Source organism: Agarivorans sp. D1326 (assembly GCF_056958115.1).
Genome location: NZ_JBTWEN010000009.1, coordinates 67,787 through 93,346, shown reverse-complemented (window position 1 = coordinate 93,346; position 25,560 = coordinate 67,787). Strand labels below are relative to the sequence as shown.

At 44.8% G+C, this 25,560-nt stretch carries 23 protein-coding genes; 14 read left to right on the top strand and 9 right to left on the bottom strand.

Annotated features, from left to right (window positions below; all coding sequences use genetic code 11):
• Positions 1 to 3 precede the first annotated feature (3 nt).
• From murC to lpxC, 6 genes are all read left to right on the top strand, one after another.
• The gene (gene murC, locus ACYFDN_RS16935) at positions 4 to 1,458 is read left to right on the top strand and encodes a UDP-N-acetylmuramate--L-alanine ligase (protein ID WP_483512045.1); all 1,455 of its coding nucleotides are present in this window, start codon (positions 4 to 6) and stop codon (positions 1,456 to 1,458) included.
• A complete protein-coding gene (locus ACYFDN_RS16930) occupies positions 1,458 to 2,381 on the top strand; it encodes a D-alanine--D-alanine ligase (RefSeq protein ID WP_338622265.1) in 924 nt (307 codons plus the stop codon). Before murC ends, ACYFDN_RS16930 begins: the two co-directional genes overlap by 1 nt.
• 2 nt (positions 2,382 to 2,383) lie before the next feature.
• The gene (locus tag ACYFDN_RS16925) at positions 2,384 to 3,139 is read left to right on the top strand and encodes a cell division protein FtsQ/DivIB (RefSeq protein WP_483512044.1); all 756 of its coding nucleotides are present in this window, start codon (positions 2,384 to 2,386) and stop codon (positions 3,137 to 3,139) included.
• A complete protein-coding gene (gene ftsA, locus ACYFDN_RS16920; protein ID WP_016400787.1) occupies positions 3,120 to 4,376 on the top strand; it encodes a cell division protein FtsA in 1,257 nt (418 codons plus the stop codon). The genes ACYFDN_RS16925 and ftsA overlap by 20 nt, the downstream gene beginning before the upstream one ends.
• Before the next feature lie 38 nt (positions 4,377 to 4,414).
• A complete protein-coding gene (ftsZ, locus tag ACYFDN_RS16915) occupies positions 4,415 to 5,566 on the top strand; it encodes a cell division protein FtsZ (RefSeq protein ID WP_016400788.1) in 1,152 nt (383 codons plus the stop codon).
• Between the two features lie 108 nt (positions 5,567 to 5,674).
• Positions 5,675 to 6,592: a UDP-3-O-acyl-N-acetylglucosamine deacetylase gene (gene lpxC, locus ACYFDN_RS16910; RefSeq protein ID WP_163134754.1), complete on the top strand. Its 918-nt coding sequence runs from the start codon at positions 5,675 to 5,677 to the stop codon at positions 6,590 to 6,592.
• Positions 6,593 to 6,614: 22 nt separating this feature from the next.
• Here lpxC and ACYFDN_RS16905 read toward each other — a convergent pair whose 3' ends face one another.
• Positions 6,615 to 7,070, bottom strand: coding sequence for a DUF721 domain-containing protein (locus ACYFDN_RS16905; RefSeq protein ID WP_016400790.1), 456 nt, complete (start codon positions 7,068 to 7,070; stop codon positions 6,615 to 6,617).
• 17 nt (positions 7,071 to 7,087) lie between these two features.
• On the opposite strand from ACYFDN_RS16905, the gene ACYFDN_RS16900 reads away from it, so the two are divergent.
• From ACYFDN_RS16900 to mutT, 3 genes are all read left to right on the top strand, one after another.
• Positions 7,088 to 8,011: a peptidoglycan DD-metalloendopeptidase family protein gene (locus ACYFDN_RS16900; RefSeq protein WP_483512043.1), complete on the top strand. Its 924-nt coding sequence runs from the start codon at positions 7,088 to 7,090 to the stop codon at positions 8,009 to 8,011.
• 35 nt (positions 8,012 to 8,046) lie between these two features.
• Positions 8,047 to 10,764, top strand: a complete 2,718-nt coding sequence (gene secA / locus ACYFDN_RS16895; RefSeq protein ID WP_016400792.1) for a preprotein translocase subunit SecA — start codon at positions 8,047 to 8,049, stop codon at positions 10,762 to 10,764.
• Between the two features lie 67 nt (positions 10,765 to 10,831).
• Positions 10,832 to 11,236, top strand: coding sequence for an 8-oxo-dGTP diphosphatase MutT (gene mutT / locus ACYFDN_RS16890; RefSeq protein ID WP_483512042.1), 405 nt, complete (start codon positions 10,832 to 10,834; stop codon positions 11,234 to 11,236).
• Positions 11,237 to 11,238: 2 nt separating this feature from the next.
• Here the strand turns inward: mutT and yacG are convergent, their stop codons facing one another.
• From yacG to nadC, 8 genes are all read right to left on the bottom strand, one after another.
• The gene (gene yacG, locus ACYFDN_RS16885; protein WP_016400794.1) at positions 11,239 to 11,439 is read right to left on the bottom strand and encodes a DNA gyrase inhibitor YacG; all 201 of its coding nucleotides are present in this window, start codon (positions 11,437 to 11,439) and stop codon (positions 11,239 to 11,241) included.
• Entirely contained in the window at positions 11,439 to 12,179 is a 741-nt protein-coding gene (gene zapD / locus ACYFDN_RS16880) for a cell division protein ZapD (RefSeq protein ID WP_483512040.1), read from the bottom strand. The genes yacG and zapD overlap by 1 nt, the downstream gene beginning before the upstream one ends.
• Before the next feature lie 58 nt (positions 12,180 to 12,237).
• Positions 12,238 to 12,840, bottom strand: a complete 603-nt coding sequence (gene coaE, locus ACYFDN_RS16875) for a dephospho-CoA kinase (protein WP_483512038.1) — start codon at positions 12,838 to 12,840, stop codon at positions 12,238 to 12,240.
• Entirely contained in the window at positions 12,837 to 13,721 is an 885-nt protein-coding gene (locus tag ACYFDN_RS16870; protein ID WP_483512036.1) for a prepilin peptidase, read from the bottom strand. The genes coaE and ACYFDN_RS16870 overlap by 4 nt, the downstream gene beginning before the upstream one ends.
• Positions 13,721 to 14,971 (bottom strand): type II secretion system F family protein, encoded by a 1,251-nt coding sequence (locus ACYFDN_RS16865; RefSeq protein ID WP_483512035.1) that lies wholly within the window; start codon positions 14,969 to 14,971, stop codon positions 13,721 to 13,723. The genes ACYFDN_RS16870 and ACYFDN_RS16865 overlap by 1 nt, the downstream gene beginning before the upstream one ends.
• An 87-nt stretch (positions 14,972 to 15,058) precedes the next feature.
• A complete protein-coding gene (gene pilB / locus ACYFDN_RS16860) occupies positions 15,059 to 16,762 on the bottom strand; it encodes a type IV-A pilus assembly ATPase PilB (RefSeq protein ID WP_483512034.1) in 1,704 nt (567 codons plus the stop codon).
• A gap of 6 nt (positions 16,763 to 16,768) precedes the next feature.
• Positions 16,769 to 17,221, bottom strand: coding sequence for a pilin (locus tag ACYFDN_RS16855; RefSeq protein WP_483512033.1), 453 nt, complete (start codon positions 17,219 to 17,221; stop codon positions 16,769 to 16,771).
• 253 nt (positions 17,222 to 17,474) lie between these two features.
• The gene (gene nadC, locus ACYFDN_RS16850) at positions 17,475 to 18,314 is read right to left on the bottom strand and encodes a carboxylating nicotinate-nucleotide diphosphorylase (protein WP_483512032.1); all 840 of its coding nucleotides are present in this window, start codon (positions 18,312 to 18,314) and stop codon (positions 17,475 to 17,477) included.
• Between the two features lie 174 nt (positions 18,315 to 18,488).
• Here nadC and ampD point away from each other — a divergent pair, with 174 nt between their 5' ends.
• The 5 genes from ampD (at position 18,489) to aceF (ending at position 25,559) form a co-directional block, all read left to right on the top strand.
• A complete protein-coding gene (gene ampD / locus ACYFDN_RS16845) occupies positions 18,489 to 19,025 on the top strand; it encodes a 1,6-anhydro-N-acetylmuramyl-L-alanine amidase AmpD (RefSeq protein ID WP_483512031.1) in 537 nt (178 codons plus the stop codon).
• Between the two features lie 74 nt (positions 19,026 to 19,099).
• The gene (gene ampE, locus ACYFDN_RS16840) at positions 19,100 to 19,954 is read left to right on the top strand and encodes a beta-lactamase regulator AmpE (protein ID WP_483512030.1); all 855 of its coding nucleotides are present in this window, start codon (positions 19,100 to 19,102) and stop codon (positions 19,952 to 19,954) included.
• A gap of 256 nt (positions 19,955 to 20,210) precedes the next feature.
• Complete coding sequence (gene pdhR / locus ACYFDN_RS16835; RefSeq protein ID WP_016400804.1) at positions 20,211 to 20,975, top strand: pyruvate dehydrogenase complex transcriptional repressor PdhR; 765 nt, start codon at positions 20,211 to 20,213, stop codon at positions 20,973 to 20,975.
• A gap of 57 nt (positions 20,976 to 21,032) precedes the next feature.
• Positions 21,033 to 23,690 carry a pyruvate dehydrogenase (acetyl-transferring), homodimeric type gene (aceE, locus tag ACYFDN_RS16830; RefSeq protein ID WP_483512029.1) on the top strand — a complete coding sequence of 886 codons (2,658 nt, stop codon included), beginning with the start codon at positions 21,033 to 21,035 and terminating at the stop codon, positions 23,688 to 23,690.
• 12 nt (positions 23,691 to 23,702) lie between these two features.
• Complete coding sequence (gene aceF / locus ACYFDN_RS16825) at positions 23,703 to 25,559, top strand: pyruvate dehydrogenase complex dihydrolipoyllysine-residue acetyltransferase (protein WP_483512028.1); 1,857 nt, start codon at positions 23,703 to 23,705, stop codon at positions 25,557 to 25,559.
• The last annotated feature ends 1 nt before the right edge of the window (position 25,560 follow it).

Sequence of the window (25,560 nt, the reverse complement as noted above, 5' to 3'; positions counted from 1 at the left end):
TAGATGAGTAAAGTTGAGTTAGCCAAATTACGAACCATGATTCCAGAAATGCGCAAAGTGAAGCGAATTCACTTCGTGGGAATTGGTGGTGCCGGCATGGGCGGTATTGCCGAGGTATTGGCTAATGAGGGCTATCAAATATCAGGTTCAGACCAAGCCGCGAGTGCCATGACAGAGCGCTTACAAGGTGTTGGCGCCGAGGTGTTCTTCGAACACAGTGAAAGCAATATCGAGGGTGCTAATGTAGTGGTGGTATCTACCGCTATTAAAGAAGATAACCCCGAGGTACAAGCTGCCAGAGCTGCGCGTATTCCAGTGGTTCGTCGTGCAGAAATGCTAGCTGAATTGATGCGTTATCGTCACGGCGTTGCGGTAGCCGGTACACACGGTAAAACCACAACAACCAGCTTAATTGCCAGCATCTATGGGCAAGCAGAGTTGGACCCTACTTTTGTTATTGGTGGTCTGTTAAATAGCGCAGGTACCAACGCACGTTTAGGCAATAGCCGTTACCTAATTGCAGAAGCCGATGAAAGTGATGCATCTTTTTTGCATTTGCAGCCAATGGTTGCAGTGGTCACTAATGTAGAGCCCGACCATATGGAGACCTATGGCGGTGACGAAGCTCAGCTCCATGCAACGTTTATCGACTTCTTACATAACTTGCCATTTTACGGAGTGGCGGTGATGTGTATTGACGACCCAGGTGTACAGGCTTTACTGCCACAAATTGGTCGTCAGATTATTACCTATGGCTTCTCAGAAGAAGCTGATGTTCGTATTACTCACTTTGCTCAGCAAGGTGATCGCTGCTCATTCACGGTAAACCGCAAAGATTGTGAGCAACTTGATATATCGTTGAATATGCCAGGTGAGCACAATGCCCTAAATGCGGCGGCAGCCATTGCTGTAGCCAGCGAAGACGGCATTGAAGATGCTGCAATTGTAGAAGCCTTAAATCGTTTTGCCGGCATTGGTCGTCGTTTTCAACAATACGGCGAGTTTGCGACAGGTATTGGCTCAGCCTTGTTAGTGGACGACTACGGGCACCACCCAACAGAAGTTCTGGCAACGGTGAAGGCTGCACGTGCCGCTTGGCCTGAGCGTCGTTTAGTGATGGCATTTCAACCGCACCGCTATTCACGTACTCGCGACTTATATGAAGACTTCGTGGATGTATTAGCGCAAGTAGATAGCTTGCTGCTGCTTGAGGTGTATTCGGCTGGAGAAGAAGTCATTGCCGGTGCAGACAGTCGCGCATTGTGTCGAAGTCTGCGCCAGCGCGGTTTGGAACCCATCTACGTAAAGCAGCCTAGTGAACTAAATGGCTTATTGGCTGATGTCATTGAAGATGGCGATGTGGTGTTAACCCAAGGCGCGGGCAACATTGGAGTTTTAGCGCGTCAGTTGGGCGAGTTACAGTTAAACATTAGCAAGCTTAAAGGTAGTGAAAGTTAATGGCGAGTTTACGAATGAATCGAGTAGCAGTGCTGTATGGCGGCGATTCAGCTGAGCGCGAAGTGTCTTTAAAATCGGGTAGCGCAGTGCTGGCGGGTTTACTTCGTGCTGGTATTAATGCAGAAGGCGTAGATACCAAAGGTTTTGATTTAAATTTGCTTAAGCAAAAAAAATACAGTCATGTATTTATTGCCTTGCATGGCAGAGGTGGCGAAGACGGAACCTTACAAGGTGCACTTGAGTATTTAGGTTTACCGTATACCGGTAGTCGAGTGCTTGGTTCGGCTTTAGCAATGGACAAAATTCGCTGTAAGCAAATTTGGCAGAATATTGGCTTGCCAACAGCGGCGTACGCGATTGTAGAACGAGATAGCTACAAGCCGGACGAAGCAGCGAGCATTTTAGCCAAGTTGTCTGGCGAGGTTATTGTAAAGCCGGCGCTAGAAGGCTCTAGTATTGGCATGGCTAAAGCCAACAGTGTTGAAGAGTTACAAGAAGCGATTGAAAATGCCTTTGAATACGACTCTAGAGTATTGATTGAACAGTGGATTACTGGCGCAGAATACACGGTGTCTATTGTTGGTGGCACGGTAATGCCTTCAATTAGAATGCAAACGCCACATAGTTTTTATGATTACAGCGCTAAGTACCAAAGCAGTTCTACCGAGTATTTCTGCCCTAGTGGTTTAACTGAGGCGCAAGAGTCGCAGCTAGCCGATATTGCCTTAAAGGCGTTTAAATCTGTGGATTGTGAAGGTTGGGGGCGTGTTGATTTTATGGCCGACCAACAAGGCAATTGGTATTTGTTGGAAGTGAATACCTCACCGGGTATGACTGAAAAAAGTTTAGTGCCTATGGCTGCAAAGCAGCATGGTTTGAGTTTTGACCAGCTTGTCGTCAGTATTTTGGATTTGGCGCACTAGTCATGACGCTAAGTGACCAGCAAAAGCAGCGGGCAAGCTACTGGGCTGGAGTGGGATTTTTTTGTGCAGTGTTGTTGGGTTTAGCTTATTCAGTGCTCTCGGTGTACAGCAGTGTAAGTGATAAGCAATTGAGTCCAATGACTCGGTTGTTGGTATCGGGTAAACGTGATTACGTGCTCGATCAAGAATTACAGCAAAGCTTAGCGGCTTTGCCAGAAGCGGGTAACTTTTTTAGCCTCGACGTTTCTGAGGTGAAGCTTGCTTTAGAGCAGTTGCCTTGGGTTAAGCAGGTAACCGTTCGTAAGCAATGGCCAGATAAACTGTCGATTGCGTTGCAAGAACAAGAGGTAGTGGCGCGATGGAATAATGCCGCTTTGCTTAATCAGCAAGGGCAGATTTTTGAAGCGCCGCAACAGAGAGTGACCAAAGCATTGGCTTCACTAAGTGGGCCCGATGAACAGGCAGAAGCTGTGCTAGCTACTTTTCGCCAGCTGCAGCAAGTACTGCAAGCTCGCCAGTTAAGCATTGTTAGTTTGGCGCTAAACGAGCGCCATGCATGGCAAGTAGAATTAGCCAGCGGAATTGTTTTAAAGCTGGGCAAAGAAGATAAGTTAAATCGCATAGAGCGTTTTGTGTCGGTGTATCCGAGATTAAAACCGAATGCGGTGGATTATATAGATTTACGCTATGACACTGGATTTGCAGTGGGATGGAAGAAACAGGAAGGTTTGGCAATAGATGACCAAAGTAACGGATAGAAAACTGATCGTTGGCCTCGATATTGGTAGTGCCAAAATCACCGCCTTAATTGGCGAGATTTTGCCTAGCAATGAGATGAGCATTATCGGTGTAGGTAGTCATCCGGCTAAAGGTATGGATAAAGGTGGTGTAAATGACCTTGATTCTGTAGTGAAGACCGTTCAGCGCGCGCTGCAAGAAGCGGAGTTAATGGCTGATTGCAAAATTAGTTCTGTTTACTTAGGTGTTTCTGGTCGTCATATTCGTTGTTTAAACGAAAAGGGCATGGTGCCAATTAGCGACGAAGAAGTCACTCAAGATGATGTAGATAATGCGATTCATACGGCTAAATCAGTAAAATTGCCAGATGAGCACCGCATTCTACATGTATTGCCACAAGAGTTTGCCATCGACTTCCAAGAAGGAATTAAAAATCCGATTGGTTTGTCTGGTGTTCGTATGGAAGCAAAAGTGCATTTAATTGCTTGCCATAACGACATGGTTAAAAACATTGTTAAGTGTGTAGAGCGCTGTGACTTGAAAGTTGATCAGTTGATTTTTTCAGCCTTGGCTTCTAGTTATGCGGTGTTAACCGAAGATGAAAAAGAATTGGGTGTATGTGTGGTTGATATTGGCTCAGGGACCATGGATATCGCAGTTTACACCAGTGGTGCGCTGCGCCACACCTCGGTAGTACCGTTTGCAGGAACCTCGGTTACTCGTGACATTGCTACTGTGTTTGGCACACCACTTAACGACGCCGAGGCGGTAAAAGTGCGCTATGGCTGCGCCTTAGGCAGTATGGTAAGCCGAGACGATACCATTGAAGTGCCAAGTGTGGGTGGAAGGCCGTCACGCAGTTTACAGCGACAAACCTTGGCAGAAGTTATCGAGCCTCGATATAGCGAATTGTTTGGCATGATTAAAGCCAAGCTCGACGAGCTTACTGAAGATTTGCAAGCGCAGGGAACCAAGCTGCAGTTAGGTGCTGGCGTGGTGCTGACTGGCGGCGCAGCTCAAATAGAAGGCGTAGTTGAATGCGCTGAGAAGATTTTACAGTGTCAGGTTAGGGTTGGCTCTGCCAATAATGTGGCTGGCCTGACAGAATACGTACAAGCGCCAACTTACTCTACAGCAGTAGGTTTGTTGCATTACGGAATGGAAAACCAAAGTGAAAAACCAATTGAAGTAAAGAACATTAGCAGTGTTAGCAATATCGCCAAGCGATTGCACAGTTGGTTTAAGGGTGAATTTTAGTTTTTGCTAAATAGCGAAAATCAAGCGGAGAGAGAACTATGTTTGAGATTATGGATAGTCATACCGATGAAGCGGTAATTAAAGTTGTAGGTGTGGGCGGTGGCGGCGGTAACGCTGTTGAGCACATGGTTGCACAATCAATTGAAGGTGTAGAGTTTATCACCATTAATACCGATGCTCAGGCATTGCGTAATTCAGGTGCAGACAACACCCTGCAAATTGGTGGTGCTATCACCAAAGGATTAGGCGCTGGCGCTAACCCTGAAGTAGGGCGTGAAGCTGCAATGGAAGATCGCGATGCGATCATGAGCCAGTTGCAAGGTGCCGATATGGTATTTATCGCAGCCGGCATGGGCGGTGGTACTGGTACTGGTGCTGCACCAGTAGTTGCAGAAGTAGCAAAAGAATTGGGTGTTCTTACTGTTGCTGTTGTAACTAAACCTTTTGGCTTTGAAGGTAAAAAACGTACTAGCTATGCTCAGCAAGGTATTGAGCAGCTTAGTAAAAACGTTGATTCCTTGATTACAATTCCGAACGACAAACTGTTAAAGGTATTGGGCCGAGGTGTATCTTTACTGGATGCATTTAAAGCAGCAAATAACGTATTGCTTGGTGCTGTACAAGGTATTGCAGAGCTAATCACACGCCCAGGTTTAATTAACGTGGATTTCGCCGATGTTCGCACGGTAATGCGTGAAATGGGTACTGCAATGATGGGTACCGGGATCGCATCTGGTGAAGATCGCGCTGAAGAAGCAGCTGAGCTAGCTATCTCTAGCCCATTACTAGAAGACGTTGATTTAGCTGGTGCACGCGGTATCTTAGTTAATATCACTGCTGGCTTTGATATGAGCATCGAAGAGTTCGAAACAGTAGGTAATGCGGTTAAAGGTTTCGCCTCTGAGAATGCAACGGTAGTGGTTGGTGCGGTTATCGATCCAGAAATGAGTGATGAATTGCGTGTAACCGTAGTTGCTACTGGTATTGGCGCAGAGCGTCGCCCAGATATTTCTATCGTTAAACCTCAGCAACAAGCAGTAAATGCTGAGCCAGTTGCTCGCACTACGCCTATGGATTCAGCACCAATGGTTGAAGAGCCTGCAGCAGTTGTGAACGCTGAGCCGCGTAATACCGCAGGGGATGGTGACTATTTAGACATCCCAGCATTTTTGCGTCGCCAAGCAGATTAATCTGTTAGGAAATGGTGAAGTTTTAGACAAAAGTTTGTGATGTGTCTCAAACTTATGTTAAGATGTCCGACCATTCTAGTTTATTGGTCGTAAAGCAGAGGAATTTTTATGCTTAAACAACGGACTCTTGAAAAGTCAGTACAAGCGACAGGGATCGGTTTGCATTCCGGACACAAGGTCACCATGGTCTTACGTCCTGCTCCTGCAAATACAGGTATCCTGTTTAACCGTACCGATCTCGATCCGGTTGTAACGATCCCTGCAAAAGCAGAGTTAGTGCGTGACACTATGTTATGTACGTGTCTTATCGATGATGCGGGTAACCGTATTTCAACGGTAGAGCACTTAATGGCTGCGGTTGCTGCGTTAGGCTTGGATAACTTGATTATTGACGTTGATGCTCCTGAGCTTCCGGTTATGGATGGTAGCTCAAGCCCATTTGTATTCTTATTACAATCTGCGGGTATCGAAGAGCAGGCAGCGGCAAAGAAATTTATTCGCATTAAACAGCCTATTCGTGTTGAACACGAAGATAAATGGGCTGAGTTATTGCCAGGTAATGACGGTTTTACTATCGATTTCTCAATCGATTTTGACCACCCAGCAATGGAAGGTCGTAATCAATCGATTTCGATGAACTTCTCAGCTGATAGCTTTGTTAAAGATATTAGCCGCGCGCGTACTTTTGGTTTCATGCGTGACATTGAGTATTTGCAATCTAAGAACCTAGCCTTAGGCGGTAGCTTAGAAAATGCAGTAGTGTTAGATGAATATCGAATTCTTAATGAAGATGGCCTTCGTTATGATGATGAATTTGTTAAACACAAGTTGTTAGACGCAGTGGGTGATTTGTACATGGCAGGACTACCCATCCTAGGTCATTTACGCGCTCATAAATCTGGCCATGCACTAAACAATAACTTAGTGCGTGCAATGCTTGAGCAACAACATGCTTGGGAAATTGTTACTTTCGAAGACAAAGCCGAAGCACCAGCTGCATACCAACAACCGGTATTCAGTTTCTAAATTAAAATATTGTCGGCGCTGACTAACTCTCTCCGCTCAGCGCCGCTAATTTTTCTAGCTTTTCCCTCAGTTCATCTGGCACGTGTTTCGCTAATTCTGTGATATGTTTGGCTGCTTGAGTGCTTAGCTGGCGTTTTCCAGTGCTTTTTTCCTCAGCTTCTGGTTTAATGTTTTTCAATTCGGGATTTATTTTAAGTTCCAAACTGACAACCCCTGGTATGGCTTTTCGCAGCTCACTTAACAGATCGAATCGAAACTGTTTTAAGCGGGTTAACCAAGCCGAACTAGGAGCCTCGATAATAGCGACTCCTTGACGCATATTAACGATACGGCATTGCTGTAGTTTGTAGCGTGCCAAAATTTCACCACCCAGTTGCTGTAACTGAACGCGTTGCTGCAGTGGTTGTTCGATTTTTGCAAACTGTTTCTGATGAAATAGACGCTCTATCGAAATGGGTTGGTGCTGTCGTTTGGACATAAGTTTAATAGTTAGGTATGAAATTAACTTTAGTATACGCCCATAAGGGCGAGACAAGAACTGTTCGTTTAAATCCGCTACGTTTAGCGTGGTTTGCGTTTTTGTTGGTATCACTTATTTGCAGTATTGCCCTGTGGGGGGTACAGCAATATCAAAATTTAGCTAAGCAGCAAACTCAGTTGTTATCGCAGCTGGATAGTTTGAAAGCGGAGCCAAAGCTTGAGCAGTTCGAGCAGCAACTGCGTCACCGTTATAGTCAATTGGCGGTTAAAGTGGGCCAAATGCAAGTTGAGATGACTCGCCTTAATGCATTAGGCGCTCGTTTGATTGAAGATACCGAGTTTGCTGCTGAGTTTGATTTCGAATCAATGCCTCCCATGGGCGGCCCGATGTTAGACATTCAAGATACCAGCCACCAACCAAACAACCTGTTTTTAGACTTATCTTTGCTCGAGCAGCAAGTAGAAGCCAAGAAAAAATCACTTAATTTGCTTGAATCTTGGCAACAAAGTCACCATCTAGTAAATAGTAGTTATATATCAGGTTGGCCAGCAAAAGGGCCGGGCATTTGGATTTCTTCGCCATTTGGTACCCGCATAGATCCTTTTACCAAACGTAAAGCACGCCATAAAGGTGTAGATATCGCGGGCAAAGAGGGGACTAAAATCCGCTCTGTAGGAGCCGGCGTAGTGGTATGGGCCGGAAGTCGCTTTGGTTACGGTAACTTAGTTGAAATTGAGCATGGTAACGGGATGGTAACACGTTACGCGCATGCTAAAGCTGTATTAGTAAAAGAGGGTGATGTAGTAAGTAAAGGGGATGAGATTGCCTTAATGGGCAGCACCGGGCGTTCAACCGGGTCTCACGTACATTTTGAAGTGCTTAAAAATGGTCGTCCACTAAATCCCACTAAATTTATTTACCGCAAAGCCAGTGCCTAGAAAATTGGATTTCGTCTTAGCAAAAGTAGTTTTTCATGATTAGTAAATTAGTAACAAAAATCGTTGGTACTCGAAATGACCGTACCATCAAAAAAATGCGCAAAGTAGTGAATACTATTAATGCGCTAGAGCCTGAATACGAAAAGTTGTCTGCTGAAGAAATTAAAGCTAAGGCGGGCGAATTTAGGGAGCGCTTGGAAAAAGGCGAAACGCTTGAAGCGATTCTTCCAGAAGCTTTTGCTGTGGTGCGCGAAGCATCAAAGCGAGTATTTGAAATGCGCCATTTTGATGTGCAAATGTTGGGCGGCATGGTGCTCAATGACAACAAAATTGCTGAAATGCGCACCGGTGAAGGTAAAACACTTACCGCTACATTGCCTGCTTACCTAAACGGTGTAACTGGTAAAGGCGTTCACGTGATTACCGTGAATGACTACCTTGCCCAGCGTGATGCTGATTGGAACCGCCCTTTATTTGAATACTTAGGTTTAAGTGTTGCAGTAAATATTTCTGGTATGGACCATGAGGCAAAAAATGCTGCTTACGCAGCCGACATTACTTATGGCACAAATAACGAGTTTGGCTTCGATTACTTACGCGACAACATGGCGTTTGCGCCAGAGCAACGGGTACAGCGCCCGTTAAACTACGCGGTAGTGGATGAAGTGGATTCGATTTTAATTGATGAAGCGCGAACCCCTCTAATTATTTCTGGTCCTGCTGAAGATAGTTCTGAGCTTTATAAACAGATTAACGATGTTATTCCGCTGTTGGTTCGCCAAGAGGAAGAAGACACCGAAGAGCAGATAGGTGATGGTCACTTCACCCTAGATGAGAAAAACAAACAAGTTCATTTAACAGAAAATGGTCAGATTTTTGTTGAAGAAACCTTGCAACAGCGCGGCATGTTGGAAGAAGGTGATTCGCTATATAACGCAGCTAACATTAGCTTGCTGCATCACGTTAATGCAGGATTGCGAGCGCATACTTTGTTCGAGCGCAATGTTGATTACATTGTTAGTGAAACCAATGAGATTGTTATCGTTGATGAGCACACCGGCCGTACTATGCCAGGGCGTCGTTGGTCTGAAGGCCTACACCAAGCTGTAGAAGCTAAAGAAGGTGTACCAATTCAAAACGAAAACCAAACGCTGGCGTCTATTACCTTCCAGAACTACTTCCGTTTATACGACAAGCTTTCAGGCATGACCGGTACAGCGGATACCGAAGCTTTTGAATTTCAATCAATTTATGGTTTAGACACAGTGGTTGTGCCGACTAACAAGCCGATGGTACGTGATGACCAAGGCGATTTGGTTTACCTGACTGCAGAAGAAAAATACCAAGCGATTATCAACGATATTCGCGAGTGTGTGAAAGCAGAGCGCCCAGTGCTAGTGGGTACTGTGTCGATTGAAAATTCAGAGCTGCTATCTAACATTCTAAAGAAAGAAAAAATTAAGCATAACGTGCTTAATGCTAAGTTCCATGAAAAGGAAGCCGACATTGTTGCAGAAGCCGGCGTAGCTGGCGCGGTGACGATTGCTACCAACATGGCGGGACGTGGTACCGACATTGTGTTGGGTGGTAACTTACAAGTTGAAATTAATGCTCTAGGCGAAAACCCAACAGAGCAGCAATTAGCTGAAGTTAAGCAAAAATGGCAACAGCGCCACGATGCTGTATTAGCAGCAGGTGGTTTGCATATTATTGGTACCGAGCGTCATGAGTCACGCCGTATCGATAATCAGCTACGCGGTCGTGCAGGTCGTCAAGGTGATGCCGGTTCAACGCGCTTCTACTTATCTATGGAAGATAGCTTAATGCGCATCTTCGCGTCTGACCGTGTTACTGGCATGATGAAGAAGCTAGGCATGGAAGAAGGCGAAGCTATCGAGCACCCATGGGTAACTCGCGCCATCGAAAATGCACAGCGTAAAGTTGAAGGCCGTAACTTCGACGTACGTAAGTCATTACTTGAGTTTGATGACGTGGCGAATGACCAACGTAAAGTGGTCTACGAGCAGCGTAATGATTTAATGGATAGCGATAGCATTTCAGAAACCATTGAAGTGATTCGTGAAGATGTTTATTCGTCGGTTATTGATGAGTACATTCCACCACAATCTCTTGAAGAAATGTGGCAAGTTAGCGAGCTAGAGCAGCGCTTGAAGAGTGATTTTGGTTTAAATCTTCCTATTCAGCAGTGGTTGGATGAAGATGACAAATTACACGAAGACAAGCTTCGTGAAAAAATTATCGAAGCAGCTGTCGCTGACTACCAAGAGAAAATTGATAAAGTTGGCGCTGATGCGATTAAACAGTTTGAAAAATCGGTGATGTTGCAAACCTTAGATCAACTTTGGAAAGAACACCTAGCGGCGATGGATCATCTACGTCAAGGTATTCACTTGCGCGGTTACGCTCAGAAGAACCCTAAGCAAGAATACAAGCGTGAGTCTTATGAGTTGTTTACCCAAATGCTTGAGGCGCTCAAACTTGATGTGGTGAGCATTTTGAGCCGTGTGCAAGTGCAAGCACCTGAAGAGGTTGAGGCAATGGAAGCTAAACGTCGCGAAGCCGAGCAGCGCGCGATGCAATTCCGCCAGCAACAAGCAGCACAGCAAGCTGATGAACAGGCGAGCGAAGCGGGTAAAACCGTTATTCGTGAAGGGCAAAAAGTAGGGCGGAACGATCCTTGTCCTTGTGGCTCAGGTAAAAAGTACAAACAATGTCATGGTAAACTTTCTTAAGGCTTAGTTTGGCAACAAAAAAAGGAGAGCTTAGGCTCTCCTTTTTTATCAACTCAAGGAGTATTCAGTGAAGGTTGTAAATGTAGCTGTCGGTGTAATTGTTAAAGGCGAAGAGATCTTACTTAGCCTACGTAACCCGCAACAGCATCAAGGCGGAAAATGGGAGTTCCCCGGCGGTAAAGTTGAGGCTGGAGAGTCAACAGTGAACGCTTTAGCGAGAGAATTGCAAGAGGAGCTGCTGATTAACATTGATAAAACTAGCTGTAAGCCTCTTATTCGCGTTGAGCACGACTACGGCGATAAAAAGGTATGTTTAGATGTTTATACTCTTACTCGCTTTGAGGGGGAGCCTCAGGGGGCTGAACAACAAGAGATTTGTTGGGTAAGCAGAGCTGAGCTATCGAGTTTGGAATTTCCAGATGCAAATGAGCCTATTCTGGCGCAAATTCTTAAACCAGACTTTCTAGCCTAAGTTTAAAACTCCCAGCTGTCGGGCTTGTCTTCATCTTCTTGTAGGTTTTGCCCGGCTATGTATTTTTCTTCGTTGGCCCATTCGCCCAGATCGATCAGTTTGCAGCGTTCACTACAAAAGGGTCTAAATTCACTAGTTGGCTGCCAAACGACTTTAGCGCTGCAGGTAGGGCATTTTACGGTGGCTTGATTTTTAGTTTTCATTAAGCAATTTTACAACAATAGAGTCGGCAAGGAATTTCTTCAATTTCTTGGTTTAAAGCACTGATGAATTTAATGGCGAAGCGGTGCTTGTGGCCACTCACCGTTGGGTAACACTGATATTCGGTATCTACTTCAATTCGTAACAAGCCACAATCGGCGGCCACACCCTGATAAAACCCTTTGTGAGCTATCACTTCAATATCACTGTGCTGTTCTCTTAGCAGTTTAAGCAAATGACTAATTGCTTCTGCGACTAACTGGAAAGGGCCTAACCATTGCTGTACTTGCTGATTAATTTGCACTTGGGGCTGATTTAGCCACAAGTGCAAATAGGGGAGGTCGAAGCTACTGTTGCCACCGGGTAAACACAAGCGCTGGCGAATGCTGGCTAATAGACGGTCGTTTTTTAAGTGGTCGGATACGCGTGCATGTTTAGAAATAGCTGCAATTAGAGTTTTTACTTGTAAAAGTAACTCTTCAATCTTGCTGGTATCTACATTGGGCATAGAGGCCCAATGGTCAAGCTTTTCCGCTTGTTTGGCTAAATCTTTGAGAAGATCTGCCCGCCATTCACAACGTTCCAATACCTCTGATACTTCAAAAAGTACCCGGAAGAATTGTTGTTGCTGTAAGGGATGTAGCAGTGCCTTAGATAGCATTAGTTGTTCGAACAATTGCTCTAAGCGTAAGTAATTACGTACTTTTTCGTTTAAAGGGTGCTCAAAGATCAATGCGGTCATAGCGGTTCAAATTCACAGCTTTTTAGGAAGTATCTAAACTAGTGTAACCATTGAGCAATCAACTGTCATGGCTTTTGGCTATATCCAGGTAGAATTGGTGTAAATCAGCCACCTTTCGTTTAAGGGTAGTCAGGTCACTGTTATTTTCGATAACATCGTCTGCAGCTTGTAGTTTTAGCTCTCGACTCATTTGTGCGTCAACAATTTGTTGCGCTTGATGTAACTCGACTGCATCACGTGCCATAGTTCGGCTGAGTTGAATGTCTATCGGCGTATCTACAACTAAAACGCGATCGACTAGCTGATTCAGCTTGTTCTCTAACAATAGCGGCGCAACCAGTATCTTGTATGCGCCTGTAGCTTGCTCAAGTTGGCGTAGCATCTCTTGTCGAATTAAGGGATGTAATAGCTCGTTTAGCCATTTTTTCTGGTGTTGCTGTGCAAAGACAATCTCACGCAGTTTACTGCGGTTTAATGAGCCGTCAGCAAGCAAAATTGATTGACCGAAGTGCTGCGATATTTTGCCTAGGGCTGGTTGATTAGGTTCTACCACTTGGCGCGCAACAATGTCAGCGTCTACAACCTTAATACCAAACTCTTCGAATAGTTTTGATACTTGGCTTTTACCGCTAGCTATACCGCCTGTTAAGCCGATTATCACGATGCAAAACCTAGGTATGAGAAATACCAAGCATGAATCTCTTCACCAAAAAACAAGTAGCAAGCACCACCTAAAGCTAGGTACGGTCCAAAAGGAATGGCTTGCCCTTGTTGGTTTTTTCCAAACACTATCAGGCTAATGCCTATAAGCGCACCTGCAAAAGATGAGAGCAAAATTGTTAATGGAAGGGCTTGCCAGCCAAACCAAGCGCCTATCATTGCTAGCAGTTTGAAGTCGCCATAGCCCATGCCTTCTTTTCCGGTTAATAGCTTAAATAGCCAAAACAGGCTCCACAAAAAGCCATAACCAATAGCTGCACCTAATACGGCGTCATGTAGGCTAACGAAGCCTGAATCTAAATTTATAAGAAAGCCTAGCCACAAAGTGGGTAAAGTTAGCTGATCGGGTAAGTACATGGTGTCTAAATCGATAAGCGTTAGACACAACAATATAATGCAAAACAAACTAGCGAATACAAAAGGTAAAGTAAGGCCAAATTGCCACCAACATGCCAAGGTTAAGCCTGCAGAAGCTAGCTCGACTAAAGGGTAGCGAATACTAATGGGGTTGCTGCAATTAGCGCATTTGCCACGAAGGGCTAGCCAGCTAATTACTGGAATATTTTGCCAGGCTGTAATCAAGCTTTTGCACTTAGGGCAGGCCGAGCGGGGCAGCATTAGGTTATATACTTCTTGCTTTGAGGAGGGCTCTGACTTCAATTCTTCAGACAAGAAACTGCGGCATTCATTTTTCCATTGTCGCTCTAACATGATGGGCAAGCGATGAATCACTACATTGAGAAAAGACCCTATGCATAGGGCGATTAAAAGGCAGAAACCCAGCGCGGTGGCTGGGTAGAGTTCAATAAAACTAAGAAACATTAACCTACAACATCCCCTAGTTTGAATATTGGCAAGTACATGGCAATAACCATACCACCAACTAGCACACCAAGCACAGCCATGATTAGTGGTTCAATTAAACTGGTTAAGCCGTCTACTGCATCATCAACTTGCTGCTCATAAATATTGGCCACTTTGTCTAACATGCTATCAAGCGACCCTGACTCCTCGCCAATCATCACCATTTGCGTCACCATGTCCGGGAATAAATCCACAGTACGCATGGCCACGTTCATTTGCATGCCACCGGTAACTTCAATCCTAATAGCATCTACGGCATTTCGATAGACTACATTACCCGATGCGCCTGAAGCAGACTTCAATGCTTCTATCAGTGGAATTCCGGCTGCAAAGGTGGTTGATAGGGTGCGGGCAAAACGCGCCATGGCGGCTTTATGTAAAATAGGATTAATTACCGGAATTTTAAGAATAAACCTATCGGTGGCATCTTTTACGGCTTGGGAACGCCTAAAGGCTTTCAAATAACCGTAGCCAACGGCAAAAATCCCACCAAATATATAAGGCCAATAATCTTGAACAAAACGTGAGATACCGATCACAAACTGAGTAAAGGCTGGTAATTCTGCACCAAAGCCTGCGAAGATTTCTTCAAATTGTGGGATCACAAATAACAGAAGAATGGTCGTTACAATAATGGCTACAATGATCACCGAAACCGGGTAAAACATGGCTTTTTTAATCTTTGATTTCAGCGCTTCGGCTTTCTCTTTATAAATTGCAACGCGATCATAAATGGTTTCTAAAGCACCACTTTGCTCACCAGCTTCAATTAAATCGCAGTAAAGCTGGTCAAAATACAAGGGGTGTTTGCGTAGAGTTTCAGATAAAGCGGTACCAGACTCAACTTCAGCAGCAATTTCTGCAATTAATTCCCGCATTGCTGGCTTTTCTACGCTTTTGGAAATAATATTGAAGCTTTGAACCAAGGGGACTCCAGCTTGTAACATCGTGGCGACTTGGCGTGATACCACCGCAATGTCCATGGGGTTTATTTTGTTACCCAACTTGCTGAGAAAACCTTCGGTTTTCTTTTTTATTTTTGTAACGGTTATGCCTTGACGGCGTAATTCAGCTTTTACTTGGCTAATTGTCTCCGCTTGATACTCGCCGCTAACTTTGGCGCCTTTGCGGTTTACTCCACTCCAAGTGTAAGCATTGATTTTTTTAACTTCAATTTTTCGTTTGCTGGTAGTACTTGCGGTAGCCATAACATCCTTGCTAAGAAAATACGCTCATAGCGGCAATAAAGTAGTTACTTAAACTTATCAGATCTTTAGTGACAGAGAAGAAAACACTTATACATTTGTGACCCGCTCCACCTCTGAAAGGCTAGTTACGCCTAGGCGGGCTTTCTCTAAAGCTGACATACGAAGGGAATACATGCCTTCTGCCACAGCTTGCTCTGCAATTTCGATAGAGTTGCCTTCGGCCATAATAATTTTTGATATGGCGGTACTCATAGGCATAACTTCATAGATACCTACTCTACCTTTAAAACCTCCGGTGCACTCATCACAACCGACTGGCTCAAATAGCTTTACTCCGGCATCTAGTTGCTCTCGGCTAAAGCCAATTTTAGGCAGTAACTCAGCCTCAAGCATTTTGGGCTTCTTACATTTTTCGCATAAGCGGCGAGCCAGTCGTTGGGCAATTATCAAACTTACTGAAGAGGCGATGTTAAACGCGGGCACGCCCATGTTGAGTAAACGGGTTAAAGTTTCCGCCGCAGAGTTCGTATGTAAGGTAGATAATACTAAGTGACCGGTTTGCGCCGCTTTAATTGATATTTCAGCGGTTTCTAAGTCCCGGATCTCACCCACCATTACAATATCGGGGTCTTGACGAAGAAAGGCACGTAACGCGCTAGCGAAGGTCATGCCTGCTTTATTATTAATTTGTACTTGGTTAACCCCTGGAAGGTTAATTTCTACCGGGTCTTCCGCGGTAGAAATATTAGTTTCTACCGTATTAAGAATATTTAAGCCAGTATATAACGAAACTGTTTTACCCGAGCCGGTAGGTCCAGTAACCAATATCATACCCTGTGGACGAGCGAGAGCGTCCAAATAGAGCTTTTTCTGTTTATCGTCATAACCAAGAATATCAATGTTTAAGTTGGCGGCAGAAGAATCAAGAATACGAATTACAATCTTCTCTCCCCACATAGTGGGAAGGGAGTTAACCCGCATATCAATGGCTTTATTGCGGCCGGTTTTTAGTTTGATGCGGCCATCCTGTGGTAAGCGGCGTTCGGCGATATCCATACGTGCCATAACCTTAAGGCGAGCCGAGAAGCGGTTAGCTAAATTGATTGGAGGACTAGCAATCTCATGCAAGATGCCATCAATACGAAAACGAATCCGGTATTTGTGTTCGTAAGGTTCGAAATGTAAGTCGGAAGCGCCTCGACGAATGGAGTCCATTAAGATCTTATTAATGTACACAACAATAGGAGCGTCATCTTCTTTTTCGTTTTGCTTTTCGTCTAGTCGAGAGCTTTCTTCACTAACCTCCAAGTCGCTGATGTCATCATCAGATATATCACCTAAGTCCAGATTATCTGTATCATCTACCAAAGACTGAATAGCCTTTAGTAGTTTCGTTTCCTCAACCAATAGCGCTTCGACATGTAATCCAAAGCTAAAACCAAAATCTTCCAGTGCTGTAACATTGCTGGGGTCTGCCATGGCTACATAAAGAGTTTGGTTTTGGCTATAGACGGGTAATACGTGGTGTTTGAATATTAGTTTTTCGTTAAGAAAATTTTGTGGAATTTCACTGAGTTCGATAGCATCTAAATCGAGTAAGGGGATGCCAAACTGCGCCTCACAAAAATCGGCTAATTCTCTACTAGAAATTAACTCGTTTTCTACTAGAACAGTTGTGAAGGAGCTGTTTTCTTGAACACTGCGCTTGTAGAGTTCAATGAGCTTATCTTCTTTTTCTGGAAAAGAAACGGCCAAGCTTGATGCGAGGCCGTTTAAGTCAGAGGTTCGCATTAGCTACTAACAAACGCCGGCAGCGATACAAGTTGAAACTGATCCTGAAGCGTCATCTTGCCATTGAATCGGAGCTACAATACCATTTGGAGTTAGGATATAAGTGAACCCTCCAACAGCAGCTGTTCCTGTTGCAGTAATTACGCCGTTAGTCATAGTTACACTAGCAACAGTGCCTGTAGCTGTTGAAGCTTCAGCAGGAATGCCGTTTTGGCCGTGATCTGCGTCACCAATATCTGTAACTCGACCTGTTTGAACAGCAATTTCAAATGCTGTTTTGTATGGGCCTGTTGCTGCAATCACTTCTGAGAATGCTGCTTTGCGGGTGTAAGTTTGATAAGCAGGCAGCGCTACTGCAGCTAAGATAGCCACAATCGCTACTACGATCATCAATTCAATTAGGGTAAAACCAGCTTGCTTGTTAGCAGCTTTGGTTTGTAGGTTTTGGATGGTTTTCATTGCGTCTTTCCTTTACACAAGTTTTTGAAGTTATTTATTTACCGTTGTTTTTATCAGAGCTGCATTGAAACAACTTTTAATTCAGTAACATCCCTGATACCACGGTGCTATAAATGTGATTCTCATTAAAGCACACGTGACATATAAGTATAGTGATTATTGTAAAAAGGCAATAAAATCGTGATCTTAGCAGCACTTATAAAAAACGCGCTGTACAAAATTTTGTACAGCTTAATGTTAACATTAACATTTTCTATGCGACAAATCGCATACTTAGGTCTAAGGCCTTGACATGTTTAGTTAAAGCGCCCACCGAAATGAAGTCCACACCTGTTTCAGCATATTGGCGAATGGTTCTTAAGGTCATATTGCCGGAGGCTTCTAATTTTGCTCTGCCTTGGTTAAGTGCTACAGCTTGTTTCATTAAATCTACCGAGAAGTTGTCTAACATCACTACATCGCAGTTCGCAGCCAAGGCTTGTTCTAGCTCTTCTAGATTCTCTACTTCTACTTCCACCTTTTTACCTGGCGAAAGCTGGCGGGCTTTATCGATGGCGGCTTTAATGCCACCGCAGGCCATAATGTGGTTTTCTTTAATTAAGAATGCGTCGTGCAGACCAAAGCGGTGATTAGTGCCTGCGCCACAAGTTACCGCATATTTAGAGGCGTAACGTAAGCCGGGGAGGGTTTTACGGGTATCCAATAACTTGCAATTGGTTCCTTCCAGTAAAGCCATGTATTCGGCTACTTGGGTAGCAATGCCCGACAAGGTTTGAATAAAGTTTAGCGCCGAGCGCTCGCCGGTAAGTAAAATACGCGCAGGACCGGTTAAGTAACATAAGGCTTGATCTTCAACTACTTTGTCGCCGTCTGCTACCAGCCACTCTATCTCTACTTGCTCGCCTAGCTGCCTAAATACCTCATCGGCAAAGGCTTTTCCTGCGAAGGTAGCACTTTCACGGCTGATGATTTTTGCTTTGCTAATTTGTTGCTCTGGAATTAGTGCGGCGGTAATGTCTAGTTGCGGGTCTAATTGTCCTAAATCTTCAATTAAAGCGGCGCTTACATTGGCCCGTAGTTGTTCGGCGTTCATGCATCGTATCTCTGATGGTTAGCAGGAGGAGACAGTATTTAAAGGCTGTCACTTAAGTGTGGCGCATTTTAGCGCAGAAGTTCAGCACTTGCATGGTCAAATAAGCTGTTTATGCTAGACAATAGTTATTGGCTTGGTTGGAAAGCTAAACTATATGCTTTTATGGAGTAGCTCTTGCAGATAAAACAACATCGATTGACCGGCGTTAAGTGGCTAGAAAGTGAGTTCTATAATCAGCGACCTAAGGCTGAAATTAGTTTGCTGGTTATCCACTGTATTAGCTTGCCGGAAGGCTGTTTTGGCTTGCCGCATATAGATGAATTATTTTGTGGAAAGCTTGATTGCAGCGCAGAACCAAGCTTTAACGACTTGCAAGGTTTAGAAGTTTCAGCTCATTTAATGATAAACCGCAGTGGCGAAGTGACTCAGTATGTCGACTTTGATAAAAGAGCGTGGCATGCGGGGGTATCTAGCTTTGAAGGTCGAGAAGGGTGTAACGATTATTCTATTGGCATTGAGTTAGAAGGCACTGACCATAGTGAATACACCAAGCAGCAATACCAAAGTTTAATTAAGGTAAGTCAATTATTGCTGCGCCAATATCCTAAACTCACTAAACAACGCATTGTCGCGCATAGCGATATAGCGCCCGGCAGAAAAACTGACCCAGGCGAGCTTTTTGATTGGTCTGCTTATTTAGAAGCACTTTAAAGTCACTTGGTTTGCTTGAGTAATTAGCTTATTATTTAAAGGTCGCCTGATGTTTATGGAGCAAAATCAGTAACATGTCTCTTATTTCCTTACTGCTGGCATTGAGTTTAGAACGCGCTCGTCGCATTGGTGCTAGCTGGTGGTGGCAGCATGTTTTTCATTGGTGGTTACAGCGCTTTGATCGCGCTTCAGCGATTTGGCAAATTGCTATGGCAGTGGTGTTACCCACTCTATTGATTGCGTGGCTACAAGTAAGCATTAGTGGTTTGCTATTTGGCTTAGCAAATCTTGCTCTATGGATCTTTATCCCTTTACTCACACTAGGCTGCCCTCCTATTCAGCAAGGCTATCGGGACTATCTGCGTGCCGCTGCTAGTGGCGACGAACAGGCCTGTAGTGACTTTAATCAGCAGCTGCTAAAACAAATTCATCCTTTGCATCAGGTGAATGAGCAGGAGTCGATTGCCCTTACCACTGGTACCCAATTAATGTGGCTGAACTATCGTTACTATTTTGCGGTGATTTTCTTTTATGTATTGGCTGGCCCTGCTGGCGCAATTTTCTATGGTTGTAGCCGGGGTTTACACTTGCATAAAAGTACTGAGGTGCAGGCTTTGGAGCCTACGGTTAACAACTTTATGCATTATCTCGACTGGTTACCCTCTCGTTTAGCCAGTTTGTGTTATTTGGCGGTTGGCAATACCAGCGAAGCACTACCTATTTGGTTACACGCTTTGCGTGATACCAAGCACAGCAACGGTTATTGGTTGGCGAAAGTAGCTGTGGCAGCAGAGCTTTCGGATAAAGAAAGCGAGCACGAAATGCTATGTGTGGCAACCACTTGTCGATTTGTAAGTTTAGCCAAGCGCGGCATTATGCTGGCTATTGCGTTTATTGCTATCTTAACCATTGCTGGCTGGCTTATTTAAGCCGCTGCTCAGCGGCTTCCTGTTTTCATCTATTTTTACATAATCTTGTAAATTCCTTTCTCCTTGTTACATTTGCCCGATCTTGTGCACAAAAAAAGGTCTGACCAATTGTATTTGTCGTACAAAAGTCTTTACTTATTTTGTGATAAGTGCTGGCTAAATTGATGTGGGTCAATTTTTCTGGACAGCGTGTTTCTGATTTGTTAATTTGCTGCGTGTAAATTGGTATTACCAATATTAAGTGCAACGGAAATTAATGAGCTACCAACGAATTAAGCCACCTAAACTCGCTGATGTTATTGCAAAGCAATTAGAGCGAATGATCTTAGAAGGAAGTTTACCGCCGGGTGAGCGCTTACCTGCTGAGCGCGAGTTGGCTAAACAATTCGATGTATCACGCCCATCATTGCGCGAAGCGATTCAGCAACTTGAAGCAAAAGGTCTAGTTGTAAGGCGCCAAGGCGGCGGCACTTATGTGCAACAAAAGCTGCGTGAAGCGCTAACCGATCCGCTGTTTAATTTATTGTCCAATCATGATGAAAGCCAACTAGACTTGTTGGAGTTTCGTCATGCGGTAGAAGGCATCTCGGCTTATTATGCGGCACTGCGCGGCACCGAGGCAGATCTAGAAAAAGTGCAAGCCAGTCATGAACGGATTGAGCTCGCGCAGCAAGACGGCGATACCATTAGTGAAGCAAAAGCCGTTTTACGTTTTTATGAAGCCATTACTGAGGCGTCACACAACTTAGTATTGTTTCATTTAATTAGAGGTTTGAGTCCATTGTTAGAAAAAAACATCATGGACAATTTTCAGGTGTTGTATACGCGTCCCAATGTGGCAGACAAAATCCGCCATCATCGGTCACTTATGTTGCAAGCCATTCTCGATGGTAAGCCTGATGACGCCAGAGAAGCCTCACACAAGCATTTAGCGTTTATTGAAGAAACGCTGTTACAAATCGAACGAGAAGAAAGCCGAGTTGAGCGTTCTAATCGCCGTTTAAAACAATTGAAAGTGTAACCCAAAAGCTGCGTTGCAGTGGTTTGGAAACTATTAATAACTGATAAGGAAACAGCCATGTCAGAGGTACTGAAGCATGATGTTGACTCACTAGAAACTCGTGAGTGGATAGACGCCATTGAATCTGTGATCCGTGAACAAGGCGTTGAACGTGCCCAGTTCTTGTTGGAGCAGGTCATCGCTAACGCGGGCATTGATGGACTTGCTGGCCCAGGTGGGTCAATCACTAGTGATTACATCAACACCATTTCGGTGGCAGAACAACCTGAATACCCGGGTGACAGCGCAATAGAGCGTCGTATTCGTTCAATTATTCGCTGGAATGCGATTATGATTGTATTGCGTGCCTCTAAAAAGGACCTCGACTTAGGTGGCCACATGGCTTCTTACCAGTCTTCTGCAGCTTTTTACGAAGTGTGTTTTAACCACTTCTTTAAAGCGCGTAATGAAAAAGATGGTGGCGATTTAGTTTATTACCAAGGTCATATCTCTCCTGGTATTTATGCTCGTGCCTTTGTTGAAGGTCGTTTAACCGCAGAGCAACTAGACAGTTTCCGCCAAGAGGTAGACGGTAAAGGCTTAAGCTCTTACCCACACCCTAAGTTAATGCCTGAGTTCTGGCAGTTCCCAACAGTATCTATGGGTCTTGGTCCAATTTCTGCCATTTATCAAGCTCGCTTCCTTAAGTACTTAACCGGTCGTGGCTTAAAAGATTGTTCTGGCCAACGTGTATACGCCTTCCTTGGTGACGGCGAAATGGACGAGCCAGAATCACGTGGCGCAATTTCTTTCGCAGCGCGTGAGAAATTAGATAACTTATGTTTCCTTATCAACTGTAACTTGCAGCGCCTGGACGGCCCAGTTATGGGCAACGGTAAAATCATTCAAGAGCTAGAAGGCCTATTTAAAGGCGCTGGCTGGAGTGTGATTAAAGTGGTTTGGGGCAGCGAGTGGGATAGCCTACTAAGCAAAGACAGCTCAGGTAAGTTGTTGCAACTGATGAACGAAACAGTTGATGGCGATTACCAAACCTTTAAGTCTAAGTACGGCGCCTACGTGCGTGAACACTTCTTTGGTAAGTACACTGAAACGGCTGACTTAGTTAAAGATATGTCTGATGACGAAATTTTTGCTCTACGTCGCGGTGGTCACGATCCAGTTAAGCTTTACGCAGCTTTTGATAAAGCACGCAAAACCTCTGGCGCTCCAACAGTAATTCTTGCTAAAACCGTTAAAGGTTATGGCATGGGTGAAGCGGCTCAAGGTAAAAACATTGCTCACCAGGTTAAGAAAATGGACATGACTCATGTTGAGCAGTTCCGTGACCGTTTAGGTGTTGATGTTAGTGATGAAGCCTTACCTAGCTTGCCGTACATTGAACTTAAGCCGGGTACACCAGAGCACGACTACTTGCATGCTCGCCGTAAAGAGCTAGCTGGTTACACGCCATCGCGTTTACCTAACTTCACTCAAGAGTTAGCGATTCCAGAACTAAGCGAATTTGACGCGCTACTAGGCGAGCAAAAACGCGATATTTCAACCACTATGGCTTATGTTCGCGCCTTAAATGTAATGCTTAAAAACAAGGGCATTGGTAAAAACGTAGTGCCAATTATTGCCGATGAAGCACGTACTTTTGGTATGGAAGGTTTGTTCCGCCAAATTGGTATCTACAACCCAAGTGGCCAAACTTACACTCCGCAAGATAGAGAACAAGTGTCTTACTACAAAGAAGATACTAGCGGTCAGGTATTGCAAGAAGGTATTAACGAATTAGGTGCAATGAGTTCGTGGGTAGCGGCTGCTACTTCGTACAGTACCAACGACGTGCCAATGATTCCTTTCTACATCTACTACTCTATGTTTGGTTTCCAACGTGTGGGTGATATGTGTTGGATGGCGGGTGACCAACAAGCGCGTGGTTTCCTTTTAGGTGCTACAGCAGGTCGTACTACGCTAAACGGTGAAGGTTTACAGCACGAAGATGGCCACAGTTTAATTTTGGCGAACACCATCCCTAACTGTATTTCTTACGACCCAAGCTTTGCCTTTGAAGTTGCGGTAATTCTGCAAGATGGTTTACGCCGCATGTACGGTGACCAAGAGAATGTTTACTACTACTTAACCTTAATGAACGAAAACTACCATCAACCAGCTATGCCAGCAGGCGCTGAAGAAGGTATTCGTAAGGGTATTTACAAGTTTGAAGAAAACAAAGGTGCTAAAGGCCAAGTTCAGTTACTAGGTTCGGGCACCATCATGCAGCAAGTATTGAAAGCTGCCAAAGTATTGAGCGAAGAGTACGACATCGCCTCAGACGTATTTAGCGTAACGTCTTTCAACGAGCTAACCCGTGAAGGTCAAGCCGTTGAGCGTGCCAACATGTTAAACCCAGAAAGCGAAGCGCAAGTGGCTTACATCACCGAGGCGCTAACTGACGCGCCAACTATTGCTGCGACCGATTACATGAAGCAATACGCAGAGCAAGTTCGCGCTTATGTACCAGGTAGTTACAAAGTATTGGGTACCGATGGCTTTGGCCGTAGTGATAGCCGTGAGAACTTGCGTCGTCACTTTGAAGTAAATGCTGACTACATCGTAGTAGCTGCACTTACTGAGCTAGCTAAAGCTGGCACTTTAGATAAGAAAGTTGTGAGCGAAGCGATTGCAAAATACGACATCGACACTAACAAAACTAACCCTCTCTACGCGTAAGGGCGAATAGCTATGAGTATTGAAATTTTTGTACCAGATATTGGCGCTGATGAAGTAGAAGTGACCGAGATCCTTGTTGAAGTTGGCGATAGCGTAGAATTAGAGCAATCGTTAATTTCGGTAGAAGGCGACAAAGCGGCAATGGAAGTTCCGGCTTCTCAAGCTGGCGTTGTAAAAGAAATTAAAGTAGCGGTAGGCGACAGCGTAGCCACCAACGCATTGATTATGATCTTTGAAGCTGAAGGCGCAGCCGAGCAATCAGCGGTAGCTCCGGCAGCAGCCGCTGCACCTGCAGCAAGTTCAGTTGAACTGGTTCATGTGCCAGATATTGGTGATGATGAAGTTGAAGTGACCGAAGTAGCGGTAAGTGTTGGCGATGTAATTGAAGCAGAGCAAACGCTTATTTCGGTTGAAGGCGACAAAGCGGCAATGGAAGTACCAGCGCCATTTGCTGGCACGGTTAAAGCCATTAGCATTGCAGTAGGCGATAAAGTGTCTACTGGTACGCTAATTATGGAATTTGAAGTTGCTGGCTCTGCACCTGCTGCGCCTGTGGCAGAGGCTCCAGCCGCTGCTCCTGCAGCTTCGCAGCTTCAAGAAGTTAACATTCCTGATATTGGCGATGATGAAGTTGAAGTGACTGAAGTTGCAGTTTCTGTTGGCGATAGCGTAGAGCTAGAGCAAACGCTTATCTCTGTTGAAGGCGATAAAGCGGCAATGGAAGTTCCTGCACCGTTCGCTGGTGTAGTGAAAGAGCTTAAAGTAGCTGTTGGCGATAAAGTTAAGACTGGCTCGCTGATCATGGTGTTTGAAGTAACTTCTGCTGCTCCTGCAGCCAGCGCACCAAGCGCTCCGGCTGAAGCACCAAAACCAGCTGCAGCACCTGCACCAGCACCAGCAAGTAAACCTGCGAGTGCACCAGCTAAATCGGGTGAATTTGTAGAGAATAGTGCTTATGTACATGCCTCTCCAGTCATTCGCCGTTTAGCGCGTGAGTTTGGTGTCGATTTAGCCAAAGTTAAAGGTTCGGGCCGTAAAGGGCGTATCGTAAAAGAAGACGTTCAAGCTTACGTTAAGCAAGCGGTTAAAGTTCTAGAGTCTGGCGCTAGCGCTGGTGGCTCAGGCATGGACGTAGCAGCATGGCCAAGCATTGATTACTCTAAGTTTGGTGAAGTGGAAGAAGTGCCACTATCACGCATTCAGAAAATCTCTGGTCCAGCACTGCACCGTAACTGGGTGAAAATCCCTCACGTTACTCAGTTTGACGAAGCCGACATTTCAGAAATGGAAGCTTTCCGTAAAGAGCAAAACGTAATTGCTGAGAAGCAACAGTTAGGCTTTAAGATCACGCCGCTAGTATTCATGCTAAAAGCTGCAGCTAAAACCTTAGAAAGCATGCCTAAGTTTAACTCGGCACTGTCTGACGATGGCAATAGCCTTATCATGAAGAAGTACATCCATATCGGTATCGCAGTAGATACGCCAAACGGCTTGGTTGTACCGGTAGTGCGTGATGTGAATAAGAAAGGCATTTATCAGCTTTCTGAAGAGTTGGTAGAAATTTCTAAGAAAGCACGTGCTGGTAAACTTACTGCCTCAGACATGCAGGGTGGTTGTTTCACTATTTCTAGCCTTGGCGGTATTGGTGGTACTCAGTTTACACCTATCGTAAATGCGCCAGAGGTAGCCATTTTGGGTGTTTCGCGCAGCGAAATGAAACCAAAGTGGAACGGTAAAGATTTTGTACCGAAGCTAATGTTGCCATTGGCACTGTCTTACGATCACCGAGTGATTGATGGGGCCGACGGCGCGAGATTTATCTCAACATTAAGTGGCTTGTTGGGCGACATTCGCCGACTAGTACTTTAGT